This is a genomic window from Pseudomonas putida (genome assembly GCF_002741075.1).
Classification (GTDB): domain Bacteria; phylum Pseudomonadota; class Gammaproteobacteria; order Pseudomonadales; family Pseudomonadaceae; genus Aquipseudomonas; species Aquipseudomonas putida_T.
In genome coordinates, this window is record NZ_CP016634.1 from 2,028,005 (window position 1) to 2,051,426 (window position 23,422).

Sequence of the window (23,422 nt, forward strand, 5' to 3'; positions counted from 1 at the left end):
TGCTGGCCAGGCGAGAACCTTGGGCGGGATTACTTCCGGGTCCGGAACCGGGGCGTGAAACGGCCCTTCTTGACGCGCTGCAGATGTGCAGGCTTAAGTTGCTCCGATTCATCCAGGGTCATGTTGGCGAACCCCAGGCGCAAGAACGCCTGGCCGCACCACACCTGGCTGTTGATCGGGAACGCATCGTTCATGTCTTCGAAAAAGGATTCGCTCATGCCCTGCTCCCTCCAATGATGGCTACGCCAGCAAGCACTCTGCTTGCCCAGAAGCGACAGCCCGTTGAAATGGAGACTAGCCGGTCATTTGCAGACCTTCCGGACAATCCCGCACCACCCGACCAGTGGCAAAGTGCCCTACTTCAGACGGACAGCCGTGCCGGTTGCGAACACCACGACCATGCCGCCCTGAACCGACGGCATGCTGATCTCGAAGTCCACGCCCAGCACTGCATCGGCCTGCAATTGACGTGCCCGGGCCTTGAGTTCCTCGGTGGCCTGCTCACGCGCCTCGCGCAGGGCGCTTTCCAGGGTCTGTGAGCGCCCCCCGAAGAAGTCACGAAAACGAGCAAAGAAATCGCGCACGAAGTTGATGCCTTGCACCGATTCGGCGCTGACCACACCCAGGTATTCGGCAACGGGACGGCCTTCGAGCTGGCTGGTGGTGGTGATGATCATGAAACGGCTCCTTGGCCACGCTTGAAAAAGGGCGAATCTTAACAGACCTTTCCACCCGACCAGACTTGGCCAGCTGCCGCGCGGGCGTTGCAATTAGTGCCCGGCTGTCCCAAGCTCTGCCATTCCCGACGCCACGGAACACCCGATGCCCAACCGCCGCCGTTACCTGATCGCCCTGCTCTTGCTGGTCCTGGTATCGGGCGTCGTCGGCTACCTGAGGCGTGAACCACAACCCACTGCCCCAGCAATGCCCGCCCAAAGCTATGCCAAAGCCTTGCGTCAGGCCCATGACGGCGAGCCAGGTGCGGCGCGGGTGCTTTATCAGCAGTTGCAACGCAACGACCTGACGCCCATACGCCGGGCTGCGCTTCATGCAGAGTTGCCCAACTATCCTTCGCCCCAAGCGCTGAAACTCGCTCGCCAGGACCTGGAGCACGACGACCCATTGGTACGTCGCGCCGCCATCACCAGTATCCGCCGCCTGTTGCCCGCGGCTCAGCGTAGTCTGGCCCTGGGCCCGCTGCTGGAGGACGAGGAACAAAGCGTGCGCTTTGCCGCCGTGGATGCCCTGCTGGGCCTAGACCCGGATGCCATTGGTTTGTACTTCGGCCCCTTGCAGGACACCTTGGAACAATACCAGCAGGCACTGGAGGCCCAGCCCGATGATGCCGCGGCACAGGTACATCTGGCGCGCCTGTACCTGCATGAAGATGCCTACGACCAGGCCAGTGTCGCCCTACAGCGCAGCCTCAAGATCGCACCCGACGGGCTCGATGCATTGGCCACGCAGGTTCGCCTGCTCGAACGCCAAGGCCAGCACGATGCCTCCCGTCAGGTGCTGGCCAAAGCGTTGGCGCTGCGCCCGGATTCGGCCTTCCTGCAGCATCAGCTGGGCCTTTGGCTGACGCGCCATGATCAAGAAGAGTACGCCCTGCTGGCCTTTTCCCGCGCTGTCGAGCTGGAACCAGACAACGTCGATTACCGTTACATCCTGGCCGTCACGCTGCACGACCTGGAACAGGTCGAGGCCGCACAGAAACAATTGGAGACCGTGCTCAGCCGCGAACCTGCGAACCGGCGCGCACGGGTGCTCTTGATTCAGTATTGGAAAGAAACCGGGCAACTGCAGAACGTGCAGGTTCTATTGGCCGAACTCGAGCGGCAAAACCCTGACGACCCATTGCTCCAGCAGGGCTTGTAGAGCGCACATCTTCTGAGGCGGAACCCCCGCCGCCTGCTCGTGGTCCAGTGGGTATCGGTGGATCACAGCCACAGGAGAATCACTTTGGCCGCTGCGGTGCTCGTGGACGAACGCGCCCTGATTCTGGGCCCCCCGCAGATCGGTGCGCAGATGTCTCGCCTGCTGACAGGCGCCGGGTTCGTTTGCCTGTGCACCGACGATGCCACGCGCCTGGGTGAATGGCTGGCCGAAGGTGTAGGCCTTTTGATTGCCGCCGACAGCACGCTGCCGACTGACCCCCAGTCACCCGTGCAACTGTTCATCGATCAACAGCCGGAGTGGTCGGATCTGCCGGTTCTGCTTTTGCTCGATCCACTCCTTCCGGCCACCGGCTCCCCCTCGTCACGACTGGGCAATCTGTTGCAATTGCAGTTACCCATTGACGACGCCCTGTTGATTCGAATGAGCCAGGTCGCCCTGCATACTCGGCGGCGCCAGTATCTTGCGCGGGATCGACTGTGGGAGCTGCAACAGCGTCTCGAAGACCAGTTGCAACAGCATCAGGCGGAGGATAAAGCCTGGCGTCAGACCCGAAAGATGGACGCCGTTGGCCAGCTGGCGGGTGGCATCGCCCATGATTTCAACAACCTGCTCACCAGCATTGGCGGCAGCTTCGAGCTGATCGACAAACGCTTGCGCCAAGGACGCACCGAACAGTTGGAGGCTTTGCTGCGCATGGGACGCGAGGCCGTGGCCCGAGCCATCCGCCTGACCCATCAGCTTCTGGCGTTCTCTTCCCGGCAGTCCTTGCAACGAAAGATCGTCGATCTGCACAGCCTGCTCAAGCCACAGACGCTGCAAGCCAAACTGAGCGCATCGGTGACCTTGCGGGTCAACCTGCCAGCCAACCTCTGGCTGGCGGAGGCGGACGACAAGCAACTGCGCGAAGTGCTCGACAATGTGGTACTCAATGCCTGCGAAGCCATGCCAAGTGGTGGCCAGCTGAGCATCGAGGCCAGCAACGAGCATATCGATGACACTTGTTTCAGTGGTGGCGGGCTGGCCCGTGGTGACTACCTGCGCCTGAGCATCCGTGACAACGGCCAGGGCATGTCGCAAAGCACCCTGGAACATGCCTTCGAGCCGTTCTTCAGCACCAAGCCGACCGGTCAGGGCATAGGGCTGGGCTTGTCGATGGTCTATGGCTTCAGCAAGCAGTCTCACGGCCATGTGGCGCTGCACAGCCAGATTGGCCAAGGCACCCAGGTCGACCTCTACCTGCCACGCTATCGGGGCCAGCCAAAACCGAAAACGGATGCTCACCCTGCGAAGGCCGCCAGTGGCAATCGCAATGTGTTGATCGTCGAGGACGATCCTCATGTACGAGACTTGGTTTCCCAGGCGCTGCGCGAAGAAGGTTTCCCCTGCCAGGCCGCCTGTAACGCCGATGAAGCCCTGCAATTGCTGAACTCGCCAAGGCCCTACGCCTTGTTGGTCAGCGATGTAGGGCTACCGGGAATGAACGGCCGACAACTTGCACAGATCGCCCGCAAACGTCGGCCGGGTCTGCAGGTGCTGTTCATCACCGGCTATGCCGAGACCGCCATGGCCCGCGACGACTTCCTGGACCCCGGCATGCAGTTGATTTGCAAACCCTTCGAGCTGAGCCAGTTGCAGGCACGGGTCGCGCAAATGCTCGGCGAAGCCTGATCAACGGCCGATATCTTCATCCCAGAGCGCTGGGTGGCTATCGATGAAGTCGCGCATCATCTGCTCGCACGCCGCATCCTGCAGCACCTCTATGCGCACACCCCGGCTTTGCAGTAATTGCTCTTCACCCATGAACGTACGGTTTTCCCCCACCACGACATGGCCAATGCCATAGAGCAAGATGGCGCCACTGCACATCGGGCAAGGCGATAGCGTGGTGTACAGCGTGGCCTCGCGATATACCTGTGCACTCTGGCGACCGGCCCGCTCCAGGGCATCCATCTCGCCGTGCAAAATGGCACTGCCGCATTGTACGCGGCGGTTATGCCCTCGCCCGATGATCCGTCCCTCGTGAACCAGCACCGAGCCGATGGGAATCCCCCCTTCGGCAAGCCCCTGGCGCGCCTCATCGATGGCCGCCTGCATGAATGTGTCCATACCCCCTCCTGTCATGCCGTCATGCTCGACGGTCTGCCGAGCAGGCTAGCACAGGCACCAGGCCGTGGCTTTCCCGCCATGGACGGCTATCCTCATTAGGTTTGCGCTGCCCCGGGCAGATCCGGGCCCTTTCCTGGCGCTGGGAGTGTGGTCATGAGCAAGAAAATCCTGGTTGTACTGACCAATACGGCGAAGTATCCAACGCTGCGGCGCGCCACCGGTCTGTGGCTGGGCGAGGTAGTGCATTTTGTCGACGAGGTCCAGAAGGCCGGCTATGCCGTCGACTATGTCAGCCCTGCAGGGGGCTATGTACCAATCGATCCCCACAGCCTGCAAATGGCCCCCGAACTCGACTGGCAGTGGTATGACGACAAGGCCTTCATGAACCGCCTCGGCAACACCCTTACGCCCGGTCAGGTCAAGGTCGACAACTACTGCGCCATCTACTACGCCGGTGGTCATGGTGTGGTCTGGGACCTGCCCGAGAACGCACCGCTGCAGGAATTGGCTCGACGTATCTACGAGGCCGGTGGCGTGGTGGCTGCGGTGTGTCATGGTGTGGTCGGCCTGCTCAACATCAAGCTCAGCGACAACAGCTTGTTGGTCAGGGGACGTCAGGTCACCGGGTTTTCCAACACCGAAGAGAAACTGGCCGAGCTGGACAAGGTCGTCCCCTTCCTGACCGAAAACGAGCTGGTCGCCCGTGGCGGCAAATACAGCAAGCATGAAGACCCTTGGGCCACCTATGTCGTCAGCGACGACCGGCTGGTTACAGGGCAGAACCCTGCCTCTAGCCGACGGGTAGCGCAGCAGGTGTTGGACCGGCTGAAAAAGCCGGCATGACTCCGACAACGTCTCTTGCCATCTACCGCTGCGCAAACGGATCGCAGCTACAGTCCAGCGGACACCCGCCCCGTTAATCTCTTCGACTTCTGTCCATTCAGGGCAGTCTGGTCGGAGGATTGCATTTCGATGTCGAGATTCACTCACGCAGGCCGCAGCCTGCTCGAGATACTGCTGGTCCTGACGATCGGCATGGTCCCTGTGGTCTCAGGGCTGCTGGTGATGGTGTACCAGCTGGAAAGAAAGCTCGAAGAAAACGCCCTGGTCTCCGTTCAGGAAGCCATCTTCAGCGTCGACAGAGTGTTGGACCATCTGCAAACGGCCGCCTCCACTGCTCTGCCGCTGGCCGGACAACCCTGTGTGAAGGTCATGGGGACGCTCGAACGACTGGTCGCGGGCGACCCGCGCATTCGCTCGCTGGTCCTGACCCAGGATGGACACGCCTATTGCAGCACGATCGGTACCAGCTCGTCCTATAGCCCATCCTTCAATCATCCCAGTGACCATGTGCAACTCAACTTCAACTCGCCGGTGACGCCCAATGATGTCGTCGTCGAACTGCGTCTGACCTATGCCAATCCAGGGGTGATCGCCACCGCCTATGGCCTGGAGCTGCGTAACGAACTGCGCGGATTCCAGGATGGCCTGGTGCTGCTACTGGAGTTTGGGGAGACGTACCTATGGAGCGCAGGTGACAGCCGCGAAGCGCAACGCCCTTCGCAAACGGAGTTCTTCCGCAGCGCGATGTCGAGCAAGCATGGGTACACGGTCAAGGGTGGTTACCGGCAGGGTCATACCAGCCAGGAAATTCGCCAATCGATGATGAGGATACTTCCGTCGCTCGCCCTGATAGGGCTGCTGACCGGAGCAATAATGTATTGGGGGATTTTCAGGAACCGTGCCAATGGCAGGCACGCTGCGTCATCCAGAGGATGACCCAGCGTGCCTTGGGACTTACTCGACGTTCAGGACGCCGCGGCGAACCTGGTCACGCTCGATGGATTCGAACAGCGCCTTGAAGTTGCCCTCACCGAAGCCATCGTCACCCTTACGCTGGATGAACTCGAAGAAGACCGGGCCCATCAACGTCTCGGAGAAGATCTGCAGCAGCAGACGCTTGTCACCCGACTCGGAGGAACCGTCGAGCAGGATGCCGCGGGCTTGGAGCTCGTCAACCGGCTCGCCATGACCTGGCAGGCGCTCTTCGAGCATTTCGTAGTAGGTCTGTGGCGGTGCGGTCATGAAGCGCATGCCATAACCCTTCAGGGCATCCCAGGTCTTGATCAGGTCATCGGTGAAGAAGGCGACGTGTTGGATGCCTTCGCCGTTGTACTGCATCAGGAACTCTTCGATCTGCCCCGAGCCCTTGGACGACTCTTCGTTCAGCGGGATACGGATCATGCCATCGGGCGCCGTCATGGCACGCGACGTCAGGCCGGTGTACTCGCCTTTGATGTCGAAGTAACGAATTTCGCGGAAGTTGAACAGCTTCTCGTAGAAGCCAGCCCAGTAGGACATCCGGCCGCGATAGACATTGTGGGTCAGATGGTCGATGACCTTGAGGCCCGCGCCTTTCGGGTTGCGGTCCACGCCTTCGATGAACTTGAAGTCGATGTCATAGATCGAGCTGCCTTCTTCGAAGCGGTCGATAAGATACAGCGGCGCGCCGCCAATGCCTTTGATCGCTGGCAGGCGCAGCTCCATCGGACCGGTCTCGATCTCGACCGGCTGGGCACCCAGTTCCAGGGCGCGAGCGTAGGCTTCGTGGGCATTGCGAACACGAAACGCCATGCCGCAAACAGACGGACCATGCTCGGCGGCAAAGTACGAGGCGATGCTCTTGGGCTCGTTGTTCAGGATCAGGTTGATGCCGCCCTGACGATACAGGTGCACATCCTTGGAGCGGTGGGTGGCCACCTTGGTGAAACCGAGCATCTGGAAGACCGGTTCCAGCACGCCGGGGGTGGGCGATGCGAATTCGATGAACTCAAAGCCCATCAGACCCATTGGGTTGTCGAAGATATCAGCCATGTTGGTGTCCTCATCTATAAGCGAAAAACAGGTGGAATCAGGTGCTTTGGATGTCGGACAGGCGTGGTGGCGAGCAGGGTATGCCGCGCACGCTGCGGGCAAGGAAGTCACCAATGATGAGTTTGAACCCTTGGTATGTCATATGGACCCATTCTCGGCGGGCTTGATCCTCCGGAATGCGGAGAACCTTATTCTTGTATTCGTAAACGGATTCTACAGTGCGTAAAATCATTTGTCGCGCTTTAGTTCACCGCTTTGGCCGACAAACGGCTATCCTCTGGCCATTGTCTTTATCAGATTAGATCAGCATGCCCTTCAAGGTTAAACGCTCCGCCCGTCGGGGCTGGCGAGCCCTGCTTCCCTGGGCCATTGGTGCCCTGCCGCTGCTGTGTGGCATGGCAATCATGCACTGGCAGGCCCAACGCGAACTGCAAACCGCCAGTCAGGCCACCACCCGACAAGTGGTGGAGCAGGTCGAACATATCCTCGACAACATCTCCCGAGCCGCCCAGGAACTACTGCCACTGGTCGGTCGTCCCTGCGACCAGATCGACCTGGCACTGCGAAGCCAGGTCACCCGCAATGCCTTCGTCCGCTCCACCAACCTCTTCCACGAAAACACCCTCTATTGCTCCTCGCTGTTCGGCAACTTCGACGAGCCGGTAGATGCACGTGACTACACCGACGGTCGCCTCTGGCTGATGGCCGGCAACTCGGTCACCCCTGGCCATCCCTTGCTGGCCTATCGCGTCAGCAACGCTGGCAGTGGTGCGATCACCACCGTCGACGGCGACCACCTGACCAGCGCATTGCAGTGGGTCAGTTCCGGAGAAGTGCTTCAACTTCAAGTCGGCAACCATTGGATGGGCAAGGACGGCGTGGTGCACGAAGGCGCAGCACCGGTGGCCGCCATTGCGCCGTCGGTACAGGCATCGACCCGCTACCCGTTCAGTGTTCACGGCGGCTATGGGGCAGGCAAAAAAGTCGAGTTCATCTCCGAACACTACGCAGCCCTACTCAGCCTGCTGCTATTGATCGGGGTCCTCGCTGGCGTCGTCTGCCACTGGCAGATCCGGCGCGCCTCGTCACCCCGAGCCGAACTCAACCGCGCCCTGGAGGCCGATGAGTTCCTGCCATACTTCCAACCCGTGGTGCGCAAGGACGACTACCGCTGGGCCGGTGTCGAAGTCCTGATGCGCTGGAATCACCCACGTGAAGGCCTGGTGCGCCCCGACCTCTTCATTCCCTATGCCGAGCACAGCGGCCAGATCGTCCCCATGACCCGGGCGTTGATGCTGCATACCGCCCAGGCCTTGGCGCCGTATGCCGCACTGCTGGAAGATGGCTTTCACATCGGCATCAACATTACCGCCGACCACTGCCGCGACCTGGAGTTGCTGGATGACTGCCGCACCTTCCTCCAGCACTTCCCTCCTGGACGCGTGGTGCTGACCTTGGAACTGACCGAACGCAAGCTGATCGAAGCCACGCCCATTACCCTGGAGCTGTTCGAGAAACTTCACGAGATGGGGGTAATGATCGCTCTGGACGATTTCGGCACAGGCCAGTCGAGCCTCAATTACCTGCGCCAGTTCAAGGTCGACTACCTGAAGATCGACCAGAGCTTCGTGGGCATGATCGGCGGCGACGCGCTGTCCCAGCACATTCTCGATACCATCATCGAACTGTCGGGCAAACTGGGCCTGGGCCTCGTGGCCGAAGGGGTCGAGACCGAGGTCCAGCGCGATTATCTGGCACGGCACCATGTGGACTTCCAGCAAGGCTACCTGTTCGGCCGCCCGATGCCTGTAAACGACTTCCTCCAAGCCCTGGCCGCCCGCCCGGGCAGCTCGCGGTTGCCGCACAACATACGCCCTGAGATCATGCCCAACTGATACACCCGCTCATATCCCATTAACAGAGGCATTCGTGTCAAAAGGCATTGTTTCGTCCGTCATGGCGTCCTGTCTGTTCGCCGTGATGTATTTCTATACCTCCCTGATGGCTCCGCTGGACGGCGAAGAGATTTTCGGGTGGCGCACGCTGCTCACGCTCCCCTGTCTCACTTTGTTCATGCTGGCCACCAAGGACTGGAAGCTAGTCGGTGCCTTGCTGGCACGAGTCAAAAAGACACCGACATTGTTGCTAGGCATGATCGGCACCTCCTGGCTCATGGGCGTGCAGCTGTGGCTGTTCCTCTGGGCACCTCTGCATGGGCGCAGCCTGGAGGTTTCCATGGGCTATTTCCTGCTGCCGCTGGCCATGGTCCTGACCGGGCGACTGGTCTATGGCGAGCGCTTGTCGCGCTTGCAGAAAGTTGCGGTGGCATGCGCTGTTCTGGGCGTGGGGCATGAGCTGTACCAGAACGGCAGCTTTGCCTGGGAAACCTTGGTGGTGACCATCGGCTACCCGATCTACTTCGTCCTGCGTCGGCGCTGCCGCACCGATAACCTGGGCGGTCTGTGGTGCGACATGTGCCTGTTGCTGCCGTGGGCGCTGTACTTCGTGATGCAGGGCCCACTGACCCCTGCCGACCTGGCCGAACATCCGGGTCTCTACGGCTTGATACCGTTGCTCGGTGTGATCAGCGCCTCAGCCCTGATCGCCTACGTGCTGGCCAGCCGCTTGTTGCCGTTCAGCCTGTTCGGGCTGCTCAGCTACGTGGAACCTGTGCTGTTGGTCGGCGTCGCCTTACTGCTGGGCGAGACCATCGGCCCGGACCAGTGGCTGACCTACCTGCCGATCTGGGCCGCAGTGCTGGTGCTGGTGCTTGAAGGTTTCAAGCACCTGCTACGCCAGCGTCGTCGCTCGGTGTAAGGCGAACCTGACGCACCCTGCGTTCCTCCACCGCCATCACCGTCAGCGTCCAGCCATTGAAGGCCAGGCGATCCCCCACCACCGGCAGACGATCCAGCAAACTCATCACCAGACCCGCGAGGGTCTGGTAATCCTCGGTGGCGCGAGCGCTGAAACCAGTCCTTGCCTGCACCTGGCTCAGGTTCAGTGCGCCACTGACGACGAATGCTCCCGCCTCTTCGACAATGCCCGGACCGGTCACTTCACTGGCGTCTGGCAGTTCCCCAGCGATCGATTCGAGGATGTCGGTCATGGTCAGCAAGCCCGTAAAATCACCGAACTCATTGACCACGAAGGCGATGTGCGTCGATTGGGCGCGCATCTGCTCCAGGGCATTGAGAATGCTGAAGCTTTCCAGCAGGTTCAGCGGTGCACGCGCCAGGCGCTCCAGGTCAGGGTGCCCACCCGACAACAACTCCTTGAGCAGCTCCTTTTTGTGCACGAAGCCCAACGGCTCCTCGATCCGCCCATCGCGAATCAGCGGCAGACGTGAATACGGCGAATGGGCCAAAGCCTGGGCGATGGCATCGGCGGGTTGGCCCAGATCGATGGCATCGACCTTCACGCGAACCGTCATTACCGTGCGGATCGGTCGCTCGGCCAGGTTCAGCACGCCACTGATCATCACCCGCTCGCGACGGTCGAAGACCACCTGCTCGCCACTGCCTTCGACCAGGTCGGCGATCTCATCACCCACTTCGTCAGCCTCCACCCGACGCCCGCCCATCAGCCGCAATACGGCATGGGCAGTGCGCTCGCGCAGCGGCCGATGCTGTTGCAAGCTGCGCTTGCGGCGCGCCCGCGCCAACTGGTTGAACAGTTCGATCAGCAACGAAAAGCCAATGGCCGCGTACAAGTAGCCTTTCGGGATGTGGAAGCCCAGGCCCTCGGCAGTCAGGCTGAAGCCGATCATCATCAGGAAGCCCAGGCACAGCATGATCACTGTGGGGTGGGCATTGACGAAGCGAGTCAGCGGCTTGCTGGCGACGATCATGATGCCGATGGAGAAGATCACCGCGATCATCATCACAGACAAATGCTCGACCATGCCCACCGCGGTGATCACCGCGTCCAGAGAAAACACCGCATCCAGCACCACGATCTGCGCCACGATGGGCCAGAACGCCGCATGTCGGGTCGCACCGCTGGCCTGGGCCACATGCCCCTCCAAGCGCTCGTGCAGTTCCATGGTGGCCTTGAACAGCAGGAACACACCACCGAACAGCATGATCAGGTCGCGCCCCGAGAAGCTCTTGCCAAGCACCTCGAACAGCGGCGCAGTCAAGGTGACCATCCAGGAAATACTGGCCAGTAGGCCCAGGCGCATGATCAACGCCAGACTCAGGCCGATGACCCGTGCACGGTCGCGCTGATGGGGTGGCAGCTTGTCGGCCAGGATGGCGATGAACACCAGGTTGTCGATGCCCAGCACCAACTCGAGCACGATAAGCGTGGCAAGGCCCAGCCAGGCCGTAGGATCGGCTAGCCATTCCATTGCGAGGTACTCATACAGGAAGCGTCACAGGGACGAGGGAAGGATGGCCGATACGGCCAGAGACTGGGGGGCTCCGAGAAGGTGCTCATGGTGACCTTGATGGCTAATTGGGATGCTGATCCTACAATCGTTGTGGCTTTTTCTGACAGCACGGAACTATTACAAAAGCTGTAACAGGCCACAGGGGACTTTTCTTCAATACCCTGTCCGCCTCTTGAACCAGGATGGTGTTTCTCTCACTTCAAGGAATGTTTCTCATGAGCCTGTCTCTGTCCATGGCTGCTTTCGCCTTGGCGGCATCCATTTCACCCGGCCCGGTCAACATCGTCGCGTTAGGCAGTGGTGTTCGCCACGGTCTGCGCGCAAGCCTCGGCCATGTCGCCGGGGCGACCCTGGGTTTTTGCCTGTTGCTGGTGCTGGTTGGCCTGGGCCTGCACGAACTGCTGATCCGCTGGCCGCTGCTGGGCCGCTTGCTGCATGGCGGCGGGGTCATGTTCTTGCTGTACATGGCCTGGAAGCTGGCCAGTGACAACGGCCAGTTGACTACTGAGCATCAGGACGGCGCGCCTTCAGCCTGGCATGGCGCGGTCATGCAGTGGCTCAATCCCAAGGCCTGGCTGGCCGCTGTGGCAGGCATTGGTGCCTACACAGGAGGTGAGCAACATTTATTGTGGCTGTTTACGTGGATCTATGGGCCGATCTGCTTTGTCTCGATTGCCAGTTGGGCCTGGGCTGGCAGTGTGATTCGCCAATACCTGGGCAACCCGCGGCATCTGCGGGTGTTCAACCGCGCCTTGGCAGCGCTGTTGCTGGCCAGCGCGCTGTACCTGGCCTTGGGCTGACCCCTACCGGCCCAACCGATAATGCCCGGGAGTCGCCGCCAAGTGCTGCTTGAATGCCCGTTGCAGATGCGCCTGATCGGCAAAGCCCGCCTCCACTGCCACCTCGGCAATCGCCCGGCCCTGACGCAACTGCGCTCGGGCGTGCTGCACGCGCTGGTCCAGCAGGTAGCCATGGGGGGTCAGGCCGAAACGCTGGCCAAAGGCGCGGATCAGGTAGGCCCGCGACAGGCCGACGGCAGCGCAGATGTCCTCGATCGTCAACGGATCAAGCCGATGGGCACGAATGAACGCAGCAGCGGCATCCAGCCGTGGATTAGCCTGTATCGGCAGGAAGGGCGCATCGTCGAGGTAGCCCGGCAACGCCCTGAAAAACGCGCCCAGGCAGGCTTGACGGTCAGTACGCTGATCATCGAACAGTGCGGCAAAGACTTCCAGCAGCCGGCCGTAGAGCACCGGTGAGGTGCTGTACGTCGCCACGGGCAGCTCGAAGCCCTGGGCCTGCAACCACGGCAGATCGACGAACAGCATCAGGTAGGACCAAGGCTCGCCCTTGAGAGGGTTGCAGGTATGCACCACGCCGGGGTTCATCAGCACGGTGGTCCCCGCGCTGACCTCCCTTTGTGTGGTGCCAGTCACATAGGTGCTGCGCCCCCCGGTGATCACGCCAATCGAAAAGCTCTCGTGGGAATGGGGCGCATAGCACACCTGACGCCCATCCCCTACTCGCCGAGCCTCGACGAAGGGCAAAGCCGGATCCCGCCAGAACCGCGACACCTCGATCATCGCTCTGCCCTCATCGCCCCTCCAGGGAAATCAAAACATGATGTGGTACGGCGTATAGGCCCACTCTGATGCCCGCTGCACGGCCCCTGTCTGTGGCTCGAGCAATTGCAGACGCAGCCATTGGTCGATGAATAGATTCGCCGCATGAGCACCTTTTGCATTCTGCCCGAACACGATGCCCACCGAGTAGGGATACAGATTGTTTTCCAAGTAGGCAGTTCTGGCGGCCTTGGTTTTGTAGGCCAAGGCGAAATCATCGCAATCGAACACCTCTGGCTTGTATTTAAAGGACTTGAGGCCTGACTCAACCCAGATGCCATGCGCTTGTTGCGCGGAAATAGCCTCGTAGTACGCATCCACGGACGTCTGATACGTCAGGGTCGTATCGGGCCAGGTCGCTTTGATCAAATCTCTTACCCTGCCAAACGGAATGGACAGCTTGTGCAAAGAGAACCGAATCTCGTGATCGTCGGAGATGTCGCTTTCAGGCATTAGCTTGACCCACCCCCACTTGCCAGCAGGCGCCTGCAGGACCATACGCGTGCCGCCGATTTCACAGCTCAGCGTGAAAGCAAATGTTTGTCGATGGTTGACGATTGTGGTCCCACTTCGCTTTATCCTGAAGCGCAGACGTGGATAGTCCCGCCAAACCTTGAAGCCCGCGAAGACATAATCCCCGTCGGTCGAGTTGCCATCAGCAAAGAATGACCAGCCCACCATCTTCTTTTCCGCTGACATCGACAGGTTTTGACTGGTGGGATCCAGATGAACCACCAACGGCACTAACTCGGCGCCGTAGCGTTCCGGCTCACCAAGATACACCCAACCCCAGTCATCGGATTTTGCATGAATGCACAGGACACGCCCATATTGATCACGCAGCACCATGCGATCGGTGGCCTTGATCTGCTTAAGGCCCATGGCACGGGTCAGCTCTGCCGTGAAATCCGGCTTGGTGGTGACAGGCTCCGGTGGCGGCTCGACGGGTTCAGGGCGCGGCAGTACCTGGCCAACGAGTGGGCTATTCGCGTCGTGGGGTTGATTAGGGACAAGTTTGTGAATGGGCATGGGTCATTGCTCGTCGAGTTGAAATGAACCGACACCATGCGCGATACCCAAACCACCCTATCAGCAGGTAAACATTCCAAAGAGCACCGACAAGGCGCAATCGACAGGCAGAAAAAGGACGGTTTTCACCGCCCTCTCCCGGCCTTTTGCGCACCTTACGGCATGACTGGTGGCACGTATTGCAAGGTCGTGCCCAGGGCCCACAGCAACACCAGCACCAACGGCACGTGAACCAGCAATTGCACGAACGAGAAGCCGATCAGATCCCGCGCCTTGAGCCCCAACACACCCAGCAGGGGCAGCATGTAGAACGGGTTGATCAGATTGGGCAAGGCCTCGGCGGCGTTGTAGATTTGCACCGCCCACCCCAGGTGGTACTGCAGGTCATTGGCCACCAGCATCACATAGGGCGCCTCGATGATCCATTTGCCGCCGCCTGACGGGATGAAAAAGCCCAGTACCGCCGAATACACGCCCATGAGCACGGCATAGGTGTCGTGGGAAGCGATCTGCACGAAGAACGTGGAGATGTGATGAGCCAGGGTCTGTTCATCCACGCCCTTGACCTGGGTGAGGATCGCGGCGATCGAGCCGTACAGCGGGAACTGGATCAGCACCCCAGTAGTGGTCGGCACGGCGCGGGTCACAGCATCGAGGAAACTGCGCGGGCGCCAATGGAGCAAGGCGCCGAGCATGATGAACAGAAAATTGTAGGTGTTCAGGCCAGAAATAGCGGTGATCGCAGGTTTGGTGGCGAACTCGTGGTGTAGCCAGCCGCCGGCTAACGCCACCAAGAGCAAGGTCAGCACCGGGCTGTATTCCAGCCATTCGCCCGGACGGGTGCGCTGGGCCACAGGCGCTGCACTGAAGCTTGGGTCGACCCCGCATTGCTCGGCGGTGCGGGCACTGTTAGGCCCCGGGGCGGTGGCATAGGCAATCACCAGCGAAACGATCACCAAGGCCGCCAACATGACACCGGACTGCCAGAGAAAGATGGTCTCGGTGAACGGAATCACCCCGGTGATGGAGAGGATCGACGGCGGCAGGCTGGCCGGGTTGGCCTGCAATTGCGCAGCCGACGACGAAAGTCCCAGGGCCCAGACCGCACCCAGGCCCAGGTACGCAGCGGCGCCAGCGGCGCGATAGTCCATCTTCAGGTCCTGGCGACGGGCCAGGGCACGCACCAGCAAACCGCCGAATACCAGCGACAGCCCCCAGTTGAGCAAGGAAGCGAGCATCGAAATCAGCGCTACCCAGCAGACCGCCGAGCGGCCGTTCTTCGGCAGGCGCGCCAGGCGGTCGATCAGCCGCGCAGCGGGTGGCGAGCTGGCTACCACATAGCCGCCGATGACCACGAAGGCCATCTGCATGGTGAATGGGATCAGGCTCCAGAAGCCATCGCCGAATGCCTTGGCCGTGTCGGTGGGCTTGGCGCCCATGACCAGGGCGCCCAGGCACACCAGCACCACCGCCAGAGCGGCGAATACCCAGGAGTCAGGGAACCAGCGTTCAGCCCAGTTGGAGCAGCGCAAGGCAAAACGGGCGGAGCGGCTGTCTTGGATTTCAGCGGCCACGGGATTTTTCCTTTTATTTGTTTTTTTGATTTTCAAGCACTGAAGCAGCACAAAGCCCTGTGGAAACAGGTTGACCCGCGAAAACGCCCGCCAAGGCGATGATGTCGCCTCGACTGACGCATTCGCGGGTCAACCCGCTCCCACAGGGCCGATGTTCGTTAGAAAGTCATTTCCTTCACATCATCCGGCACGATCAGCTTGCCGGCGGTCTTTTCGATGATTTCCTCGACGCTGACCCCAGGCGCGGTCTCGCGCAGGATGAAGGCGCCGTCCTGGATTTCCAGGTAGGCCAGGTCGGTGAGCACCTTGCGGATGCACCCGGCACCGGTCAGCGGCAGGCTGCAGCGTGGCAGCAGCTTGGATTCACCATCCTTGGAGGCATGGGTCATGGTGACGATGATGTTTTCGGCACCGGCTACCAGGTCCATGGCGCCACCCATGCCCTTGACCAACTTGCCTGGGATCATCCACGAGGCGATGTTGCCCTCCACATCCACCTCGAAGGCCCCCAGTACGGTGAGGTCGACATGGCCACCACGGATCATGGCGAAGGATTGCGCGGAGTCGAAGATCGATGCACCGCGGCGGGCGGTGACTGTCTGCTTGCCGGCGTTGATCATGTCGGCGTCAATGGTGCCTTCGGTAGGGAATTCGCCCATGCCGAGCAGGCCGTTTTCCGATTGCAGCATCACGTCCATGTCGGCGGGCACGTAGTTGGCCACCAGCGTCGGGATGCCGATACCCAGGTTGACGTAGTAACCGTCCTTCAGTTCACGGGCGACGCGTTGCGCCATCTGTTCGCGGGTCAGTGCCATGGTCAGGATCTCTTTGTTGTTCTGTGGACGGCGCGTTAGGCCTTGACGGTGCGCTTCTCGATGCGCTTTTCGAAGGTGCCGACGATGACCCGGTCGACATAGATGCCCGGGGTGTGGATCTCACTGGGTAGCAACACGCCCGGTTCGACGATCTCCTCGACTTCGACCACGGTGATCTTGCCGGCGGTGGCGGCCAGCGGGTTGAAGTTTTGCGCGGTGTTGCGGTACACCACGTTGCCGTAGTGATCGGCCTTCCAACCTTTGACGATGGCGAAATCGCCGGTGATGGATTCTTCGAGGATGTACTTGCGACCCTTGAAGTCGCGCACTTCCTTGCCTTCAGCGACAGGGGTGCCGTAGCCAGTGGCGGTGTAGAAGGCCGGGATGCCGGCGCCGCCTGCGCGCATTTTCTCGGCCAAGGTGCCTTGGGGGGTCAGTTCGACCTCCAGCTCGCCGCTGAGCAATTGACGCTCGAACTCGGCGTTTTCGCCCACATAGGACGCGATCATCTTGCGAATCTGGCGGTCTTCCAAAAGTACGCCCAGGCCGAAGCCATCGACGCCACAGTTGTTGGAGACCACGGTCAGCCCCTTGACGCCGCGGCGCTTGATTTCAGCGATGAGGTTTTCGGGGATGCCGCACAAGCCGAAGCCGCCGGCCAGTACCGTCATGTTGTCGGTCAGGCCTGCGAGGGCCTCTTCATAGGTTGCTACGCGCTTGTCCAGTCCGGCCATGCTCAGTTGCCTTTTGTAGTTGTTGGAACCGTGGAGGCATCTTCACCGCTGTCGACTGATTTGTTAATTTTGTTTTCGTCATCGATTGATAATTTTTCCAAAACAAAATCGAGTTCGTCATGAACGTCAAGCAGTTACGCGCCTTCGTCACCGTGGCCAAGTACCAGAGCTTTGCCCAGGCTGGCGAACATCTGCATGTTTCCCAACCGGCCTTGAGCCTGACCATCAAAGCCCTGGAGGACAACCTCGGTGGTGCCCTGCTCACCCGCACCACCCGTAGCGTCAGTCTCACCCCCGAAGGGGAAGTACTGCTACCCCTGGCCCGGCGCCTGCTGGCCGACTGGGACGACACCGAGGAGATGCTGCGCCAGCGCTTCACCCTGCAGTTGGGGCGGGTCTCGGTAGCGGCCATGCCCGCCTTTGCCGGCAACCTGCTACCCCGCTCGCTGAAGGTGTTTCGCCAGCGCTACCCCAAGGTCAATGTCACCGTGCATGACGTGATCAATGAACAGGTGCTGGAGCTGGTGCGCCACCGTCGTGTCGAGCTGGGCATCGGTTTCGAACCGGAGAACCTCGACGGGCTGCGCTTTCACCCGCTGTACTTGGACCGTTTCGTGGCCGTGGTACCCGCTGATTCACCACTGGCAAGCCAGCCGCAGGTGGCCTGGCGGGACTTGCTGGCCCAGGACTTCATCGCCCTGCAACGGCCCTCGGCCGTGCGCCTGCTGATGGAGCAGAATGTCGCGGCCAGCCATGGCAAACTGACAGCAGCCTTCGAGAGCCATCAGCTTTCCACCATCGGTCGCATGGTCGCCAACGGCCTGGGCGTGAGCGCCGTGCCAGCGTTGTGCATCAACCAGATGCAGGAACTCGGCGCGCGCTGCGTGGCCCTGGTCGAGCCTCGCGTGGAGCGGCGCATCGGCGTCATTGCCCTGGCCGACCACAAGCTTTCCACCGCAGCGCAAGCGCTGCTCGACGTCGTGCTTTCCCACACTGATCCACAGGAGGTGACATGCGTTTCGTGAATCTGGCAGACGCCAGCGTCCCGGCCATCGGCCAAGGCACCTGGTACATGGGCGAGGACCCACGGCGCAAGGCCGCCGAGGTGGCCGCCCTGCAACAGGGCATCGAACGGGGCCTGACGCTGATCGACACAGCGGAGATGTATGCCGAGGGTGGCGCCGAGCACGTGGTCGGCCAGGCCATCGCCGGGCGCCGTGACCAGGTGTTCCTGGTCAGCAAGGTCTATCCGCACAATGCCAGCCGCCGCGGCATTCCCGCCGCCTGCGAGCGCAGCCTGACGCGCCTGGGTACCGACAGCATCGACCTGTACCTGCTGCACTGGCGCGGCCAGTACCCGCTGGAGGAAACCGTCGAAGCCTTCGAACGCCTGCGCGAGCAAGGCAAGATCCGTCGCTGGGGCGTGTCCAACTTCGACCTGGACGACCTGCTCGAACTCGACAACCCCGACTGCGCCACCAATCAGGTGCTGTACAACCCGGCTCAGCGTGGCATCGAGTTCGATCTGCTGCCATGGAGCCGAACGCACCAGTTGCCGACCATGGCCTACTGCCCGCTGGCCCAGGCCGGCCGCTTGCTGCGACACCCGGTATTGGCCGAGATCGCCGAGCGCCATGGGGCTACACCGGCCCAGGTGAGTCTGGCCTGGGTGACACGCAACGAAGGCGTCATTGCCATTCCCAAGGCGGTAGACCCGCTGCATGTGCGGCTCAATGCGGCCGCGGGCGAACTGGTGCTGACCGACGAGGACCTGCGCGCGATCGACGACGCGTTTCCGGCACCGACGCGCAAGCAGCACTTGGCGATGGTCTGACAGGCGACTGATAGGAGCGGCCTTGTGCCGCGATTGGCCTTCGGCTCTAGTGAAAATCCCGGCTGCGCACATCCAGCCCCTGCAACAAGGGGCTGATATCTTCCAGGCGTCTGGCAATCAGGTGCCGCACGCCCTTCTCCTGCTCCAGTCGCCCACTCACCTTGAGCAGTTGCGACCCTACCAATGCCCTGCGCTGGCGTTCGGCCAAGTCGCGCCAGACCACCACATTGACCATGCCGTGTTCATCCTCAAGGGTGACGAAGGTCACGCCGCTGGCGGTCTGCGGCCGCTGCCGCCCGACCACCACGCCAGCCACGGCGATGCTGTCACCATGCGCGACGTTCGCCAGCTCGGCAGAGCTGCGACACCCCAATGCCCGAAGGCGTCGCCGCAACAGCGCCAGGGGATGTGGCCCCAAGGTTGTGCCCAAGGTGGCGTAATCGGCGAACACGTCTTCGCCTACGGTCGGCACCGGCAACTCCACCGTCACTTCTGGCGTAGCCTCCACCTGAGCGAACAACGGCAGCTGTGCCTGTACCGCTGCCACCTGCCAGCGCGCCTGATGACGGTCGCTGGCCAAAGCACGCAGGGCGCCGGCATCGGCCAGGCGTGCACGGGCGCGGCTGTCGAGTTCGGCGCGCAAGCACAGGTCCTGGACATCGCGCCAGGGCCGCTGCGCCCTCGCCTGCTCGAGGCGCCGGGCATCGACCTCGCTGAACCCACGAATCTGCCGCAACCCCAAGCGGATCGCCAATGCGCCCTCCCCGTGCGGCTCCAGGGTGCAATCCCAGGCGCTGTGGCACACGTCCACCGGGCGCACCTCGATACCTTGGCGACGCGCCTCCTGCAACAGCTGGTCAGGACTGTAGAAGCCCATGGGCCAGCTGTTGATCAGCGCGCAGGTGAAGATCGCCGGCTCATGGCACTTGAGCCAACTGCTGGCGTAGCACAGCAAAGCGAAGCTCGCGGCATGGGACTCAGGGAAGCCATAGCTGCCAAAGCCCTTGATCTGCTCGAAGATCCGTTCGGCGAACGCCTGCTCGTAGCCATTGCGCCGCATGCCGTTGATCAGCCGCTCGCGATGCGGCTCCAGGCCGCCATGGCGTTTCCAGGCGGCCATGCTGCGGCGCAATTGGTCCGCCTCGCCCGGGGTGTAGTCAGCGGCGACCATGGCCAGTTCCATCACCTGCTCCTGGAACAACGGCACACCCAGGGTGCGTTCGAACACCGCTTCCAGTTCGGGTGAGGGATAGGTCACCTTTTCCTCTTTCAGGCGTCGGCGCAGATAGGGGTGGACCATGTCGCCCTGTATCGGCCCTGGCCGGACGATGGCCACCTCGATCACCAGGTCGTAGAACTTTTCCGGTTTCAGGCGCGGCAGCATGGCCATCTGCGCCCGTGATTCGATCTGGAACACGCCCATGGTCTCGGCGCGGCTGATCATGGCGTAGGTGGCGGCGTCTTCCTTGGGGAGGGTCGCCAAGGTCAGGTGCCGGTCTCGGTGAAGGGCCAGTAGGTCGAAGCAGCGGCGCAAGGCGCTGAGCATGCCCAGGGCCAGCACATCGACCTTGAGCAGGCCGACCAGGTCGAGGTCGTCCTTGTCCCACTGGATCACCGTGCGCTGCGCCATGGTGGCGTTCTCCACCGGCACCAGGCGGTCCAGCGGCTGCTGGCAGATCACGAAGCCTCCTGGGTGCTGTGACAGGTGCCGGGGAAAGCCAATCAACTGGCCAGCCAGCACCAGGATGCGTTGCAGCGATGGACTCTGCGCCTCGAAACCCGCCTCGGCCAAGCGTTGGGCATCGGGGATCCGGTCGCTCCAGCGTCCGCAGCACTTGGCCAGGGCATCCACCTGGTCGGCCGGCAGCCCCAGGGCGCGCGCCACGTCGCGCACTGCGCCAGCGGCATGGTAGGTGTTGACCACCGCCGTGAGGGCCGCCCGGTCGCGGCCATAACGGCGAAACACATACTGGATGACCTCTTCCCGGCGATCGTGCTCGAAGTCCACGTCGATGTCCGGCGGCTCGTTGCGCTCGCGGGACAGAAAGCGCTCGAACAGCAAGCGGTGCACCATCGGGTCCAGCTCGGTGATGCCCAGCACGAAGCACACCACCGAGTTGGCGGCCGAGCCCCGTCCCTGACAGAGGATGCCCTGTTTGCGAGCGAAATCGACGATGTCGTAGACGGTGAGAAAGTAGCTTTCGTAGCCCAGTTCGGTGATCAGTTGCAGCTCGCTTTCCAGGGTTTCCAGCGCCTCGCTGCTGGCGCCCTGGGGCCAACGCTCGGGCAGGCGCGACTGGCACAGATGGCGCAACCAGCTGGCCGGTGTTTGCCCTTGCGGTACCACTTCGCTGGGGTACTGATATTTCAGCTCATCCAGGCTGAAGTGGCAGCGGTCGGCGATAGCCTGGGTCTCGGTCAGCAGGTCGCCAGGGTACAGCTCGCCAAGCTCGGTCAAGGTGCGCAAGTGGCGCTCGCCATTGGGGTACAGGTAGCGACCGGCCTCGGTCAGGGTGCAATGCTGGCGAATCGCGGTCATGCAGTCCTGCAAGGCGCGGCGGCCACGGACATGCATGTGCACATCGCCGCACGCCACTGCGCGAATCCCCACCTGGCCCGCCAGGATGTTCAGTTGCTGCAGACGCCGGGCATCGTCGCATCCTCGATGCAGGTGCACCGCCAGCCACAGGCGCTCGCCGAACAGCGACTTCAGCCATAAGCCATTGGCCGGGGTATCGTCAGGCTCGGCAATCCACAGTGCCAGCAGACCCTGGCAATGGGCTTGCATGTCCTCGGGGAGCAATTGGTAAGTGCCTTTTTCCGCCCGGCGTCGCGCCCGGGTGATCAGGGTGCAGAGGTTCTGGTAGCCCTCGAGGTTTTCGACCAGCAGTACCAGCTTGGCACCCTCATGAAGCTGTACCTCACTCCCGACGATAAGCTGCATCTCCTGTTGCTGGGCCGCCTGCCAGGCGCGGACGATGCCGGCCAAGGTACATTCGTCGGTGATGGCCAGGGCCTTGTAACCCAAAGCCTTGGCCCGCTTGAACAGCTCGTCGGCACTGGAAGCTCCGCGCTGGAAGCTGAAGTTCGACAGGCAGTGCAGCTCGGCGTAATCCAGCAGGCTCATGCGAACCACCCTTGCAGCCATAATTGCCCAGGTTTGCTCAGGTCGTCATAGGCCCACCCCCGCAACCCGTCACGGGTCTCGATGCGGTAGTAGTCACGGCGCACGTCACCACCGTCCCACCAGCCCGACTCGATACGCTCGGCCTGTCCCAACCGGCGCAAGCCAGCTTCGCTCAGAGGCTGGGGTTCAGGCAGCAGCCAGCCCGGCCGGCTGCCGGGCGCGACCGGCAATAGGCCCAAGGCCCCTTGCTCCACCGGCAGCCAAGCACATTCGGGGCGGTGATCGGCTTCGGCGCTCAGCGCCTTGACCGCCTCATCGCCCAGGCGCGCACGCAGGCGTTCACGCAGTTGTTCCCAGGGTTGGGCCTGTTGTGCCCGCGGGTCGAACAGCACCTGATGCTGGGGCACGAAAGGTGGCAAGTCCTCGGCCAGCAAGCGCAGATTGCGCACCGGCGCAGGGATGCGCAGCGCCTCCAGGCGCCCACGGGCCAGCTCGAACAGCCTGGCGGCATCGCGCTCGGCGGCCAGCAGGCCGACCTTGAGTTCGGTGGCCGGCCCTTGGGCATGCTCCAGATACAGACTGAAGCGCTGTACCCCGCAGTCCCGCCCCGCGAGAAAGACTGCCAGGTCGCTCAGCAGGCGGCGCAGGGGAAACAACAGCGCCTGGTGCGATTCGACATCGAAGTTCAGCTCCAGCCGCTCCTCGAAGCGCTCCGCCGGTTGGTGGAAGGCCAGGCCCAGACTGCGCAGGCCGAGCAACTGGTCCAAGTGCACCTGCACCTGAGCAGCAAAGCGCCGGGCCAGGGCATCGCGTGGCAGGGCCAGGACTTCACCGAGTCGGCGCAGCCCCATGCGGGCAAACGCCGTTGCCGCCTCTGGGGGTAGGCCAACCTTGTGGACAGGCATGCATGCCAGCGCAGTTCGGGTGACCTCGATCGTTGTCACCGCCAGACCGTCATGGCCATTGGCGAGCATGCGCGCCGCCACCGGGTTGGTGGCCAGGACGATACGGTGGCGTAACCCCAGTGCATCCAGCTCTTGGCGCAATCGTGCCTGGAACACCGGCCAAGGCCCGAACAGCCCGAGGCTGGAGCCGACCTCCAGAAGCAAAGCCCGTGGATAGTGCCGACTGACCTGCGCGCTGAAGCGATAGGCCCAGGCGGCAAGCAACTGCTGGAGCTGCTCGATGCGCGCAGGGTCGGTCTCCACGCATGTGAAGCCGTCAGCCAGGGCACGGGCAGCTGTGAGGGTCTGCCCGGCTCGCAGGCCCAATGCCGCAGCCGCCGTATTGACCGACTGCAACACCCGCCGCTGCTGCGGCCCACCGATCAACACCAGGGGTGCATCAGGGTTGTCGCGCTCACGCAGAACGCTGTCCAGCGCCAGTTGCGGAAAAACGATACAGGCCCAAAGCAT

21 protein-coding genes are annotated in these 23,422 nt (G+C 62.1%); 9 read left to right on the top strand and 12 right to left on the bottom strand.

What is annotated here, in order from left to right:
- Positions 1 to 29: 29 nt before the first annotated feature.
- Together IEC33019_RS09330 and IEC33019_RS09335 are read right to left on the bottom strand one after the other, a co-directional pair.
- Positions 30 to 218, bottom strand: a complete 189-nt coding sequence (locus IEC33019_RS09330) for a hypothetical protein (RefSeq protein WP_070091142.1) — start codon at positions 216 to 218, stop codon at positions 30 to 32.
- A 138-nt stretch (positions 219 to 356) separates the two neighbouring features.
- The gene (locus tag IEC33019_RS09335) at positions 357 to 677 is read right to left on the bottom strand and encodes a YbjQ family protein (RefSeq protein ID WP_099593364.1); all 321 of its coding nucleotides are present in this window, start codon (positions 675 to 677) and stop codon (positions 357 to 359) included.
- Positions 678 to 822: 145 nt separating this feature from the next.
- On the opposite strand from IEC33019_RS09335, the gene IEC33019_RS09340 reads away from it, so the two are divergent.
- Together IEC33019_RS09340 and IEC33019_RS09345 are read left to right on the top strand one after the other, a co-directional pair.
- Positions 823 to 1,878: a tetratricopeptide repeat protein gene (locus tag IEC33019_RS09340; protein ID WP_070091144.1), complete on the top strand. Its 1,056-nt coding sequence runs from the start codon at positions 823 to 825 to the stop codon at positions 1,876 to 1,878.
- 84 nt (positions 1,879 to 1,962) lie between these two features.
- Positions 1,963 to 3,567 carry an ATP-binding protein gene (locus IEC33019_RS09345; protein WP_070091145.1) on the top strand — a complete coding sequence of 535 codons (1,605 nt, stop codon included), beginning with the start codon at positions 1,963 to 1,965 and terminating at the stop codon, positions 3,565 to 3,567.
- Here the strand turns inward: IEC33019_RS09345 and IEC33019_RS09350 are convergent, their stop codons facing one another.
- Positions 3,568 to 4,005 (bottom strand): nucleoside deaminase, encoded by a 438-nt coding sequence (locus IEC33019_RS09350; protein ID WP_070091146.1) that lies wholly within the window; start codon positions 4,003 to 4,005, stop codon positions 3,568 to 3,570.
- Positions 4,006 to 4,158: 153 nt separating this feature from the next.
- Between IEC33019_RS09350 and IEC33019_RS09355 the strand changes: the two genes are divergently transcribed.
- Together IEC33019_RS09355 and IEC33019_RS09360 are read left to right on the top strand one after the other, a co-directional pair.
- Entirely contained in the window at positions 4,159 to 4,848 is a 690-nt protein-coding gene (locus tag IEC33019_RS09355) for a type 1 glutamine amidotransferase domain-containing protein (RefSeq protein WP_070091147.1), read from the top strand.
- Between the two features lie 129 nt (positions 4,849 to 4,977).
- Positions 4,978 to 5,784, top strand: coding sequence for a CSS-motif domain-containing protein (locus IEC33019_RS09360; protein WP_070091148.1), 807 nt, complete (start codon positions 4,978 to 4,980; stop codon positions 5,782 to 5,784).
- Positions 5,785 to 5,802: 18 nt separating this feature from the next.
- Here IEC33019_RS09360 and hppD read toward each other — a convergent pair whose 3' ends face one another.
- On the bottom strand, positions 5,803 to 6,879 hold the full coding sequence (gene hppD, locus IEC33019_RS09365) for a 4-hydroxyphenylpyruvate dioxygenase (protein ID WP_070091149.1): 1,077 nt from the start codon (positions 6,877 to 6,879) through the stop codon (positions 5,803 to 5,805).
- A 308-nt stretch (positions 6,880 to 7,187) separates the two neighbouring features.
- On the opposite strand from hppD, the gene IEC33019_RS09375 reads away from it, so the two are divergent.
- A complete protein-coding gene (locus IEC33019_RS09375) occupies positions 7,188 to 8,774 on the top strand; it encodes an EAL domain-containing protein (protein ID WP_070091151.1) in 1,587 nt (528 codons plus the stop codon).
- Positions 8,775 to 8,808: 34 nt separating this feature from the next.
- Positions 8,809 to 9,696 (top strand): EamA family transporter RarD, encoded by an 888-nt coding sequence (gene rarD / locus IEC33019_RS09380; protein WP_070091152.1) that lies wholly within the window; start codon positions 8,809 to 8,811, stop codon positions 9,694 to 9,696.
- On the opposite strand, the gene IEC33019_RS09385 is transcribed toward rarD, so the two are convergent.
- Positions 9,659 to 11,230, bottom strand: coding sequence for a TerC family protein (locus tag IEC33019_RS09385; RefSeq protein WP_070091153.1), 1,572 nt, complete (start codon positions 11,228 to 11,230; stop codon positions 9,659 to 9,661). The genes rarD and IEC33019_RS09385 overlap by 38 nt on opposite strands.
- Positions 11,231 to 11,487: 257 nt before the next feature.
- Here IEC33019_RS09385 and IEC33019_RS09390 point away from each other — a divergent pair, with 257 nt between their 5' ends.
- Positions 11,488 to 12,072, top strand: coding sequence for a LysE family translocator (locus IEC33019_RS09390; protein WP_070091154.1), 585 nt, complete (start codon positions 11,488 to 11,490; stop codon positions 12,070 to 12,072).
- A 3-nt stretch (positions 12,073 to 12,075) separates the two neighbouring features.
- On the opposite strand, the gene IEC33019_RS09395 is transcribed toward IEC33019_RS09390, so the two are convergent.
- From IEC33019_RS09395 to IEC33019_RS09420, 5 genes are all read right to left on the bottom strand, one after another.
- Positions 12,076 to 12,855 carry an AraC family transcriptional regulator gene (locus IEC33019_RS09395; RefSeq protein ID WP_070091155.1) on the bottom strand — a complete coding sequence of 260 codons (780 nt, stop codon included), beginning with the start codon at positions 12,853 to 12,855 and terminating at the stop codon, positions 12,076 to 12,078.
- 30 nt (positions 12,856 to 12,885) lie between these two features.
- Positions 12,886 to 13,923 carry a lectin MOA-related protein gene (locus IEC33019_RS09400; protein ID WP_070091156.1) on the bottom strand — a complete coding sequence of 346 codons (1,038 nt, stop codon included), beginning with the start codon at positions 13,921 to 13,923 and terminating at the stop codon, positions 12,886 to 12,888.
- Between the two features lie 155 nt (positions 13,924 to 14,078).
- On the bottom strand, positions 14,079 to 15,497 hold the full coding sequence (locus IEC33019_RS09410) for a short-chain fatty acid transporter (RefSeq protein ID WP_070091157.1): 1,419 nt from the start codon (positions 15,495 to 15,497) through the stop codon (positions 14,079 to 14,081).
- Between the two features lie 158 nt (positions 15,498 to 15,655).
- Complete coding sequence (locus tag IEC33019_RS09415; protein WP_070091158.1) at positions 15,656 to 16,312, bottom strand: CoA transferase subunit B; 657 nt, start codon at positions 16,310 to 16,312, stop codon at positions 15,656 to 15,658.
- Positions 16,313 to 16,347: 35 nt separating this feature from the next.
- Positions 16,348 to 17,046 (bottom strand): CoA transferase subunit A, encoded by a 699-nt coding sequence (locus IEC33019_RS09420; RefSeq protein WP_099593372.1) that lies wholly within the window; start codon positions 17,044 to 17,046, stop codon positions 16,348 to 16,350.
- Positions 17,047 to 17,165: 119 nt separating this feature from the next.
- On the opposite strand from IEC33019_RS09420, the gene IEC33019_RS09425 reads away from it, so the two are divergent.
- Positions 17,166 to 18,071, top strand: coding sequence for a LysR family transcriptional regulator (locus IEC33019_RS09425; protein ID WP_070091160.1), 906 nt, complete (start codon positions 17,166 to 17,168; stop codon positions 18,069 to 18,071).
- Complete coding sequence (locus IEC33019_RS09430; protein WP_070091161.1) at positions 18,059 to 18,880, top strand: aldo/keto reductase; 822 nt, start codon at positions 18,059 to 18,061, stop codon at positions 18,878 to 18,880. The genes IEC33019_RS09425 and IEC33019_RS09430 overlap by 13 nt, the downstream gene beginning before the upstream one ends.
- A gap of 46 nt (positions 18,881 to 18,926) precedes the next feature.
- On the opposite strand, the gene IEC33019_RS09435 is transcribed toward IEC33019_RS09430, so the two are convergent.
- Complete coding sequence (locus IEC33019_RS09435) at positions 18,927 to 22,028, bottom strand: error-prone DNA polymerase (protein ID WP_212632828.1); 3,102 nt, start codon at positions 22,026 to 22,028, stop codon at positions 18,927 to 18,929.
- Complete coding sequence (locus IEC33019_RS09440; protein WP_070091163.1) at positions 22,004 to 23,422, bottom strand: Y-family DNA polymerase; 1,419 nt, start codon at positions 23,420 to 23,422, stop codon at positions 22,004 to 22,006. Before IEC33019_RS09440 ends, IEC33019_RS09435 begins: the two co-directional genes overlap by 25 nt.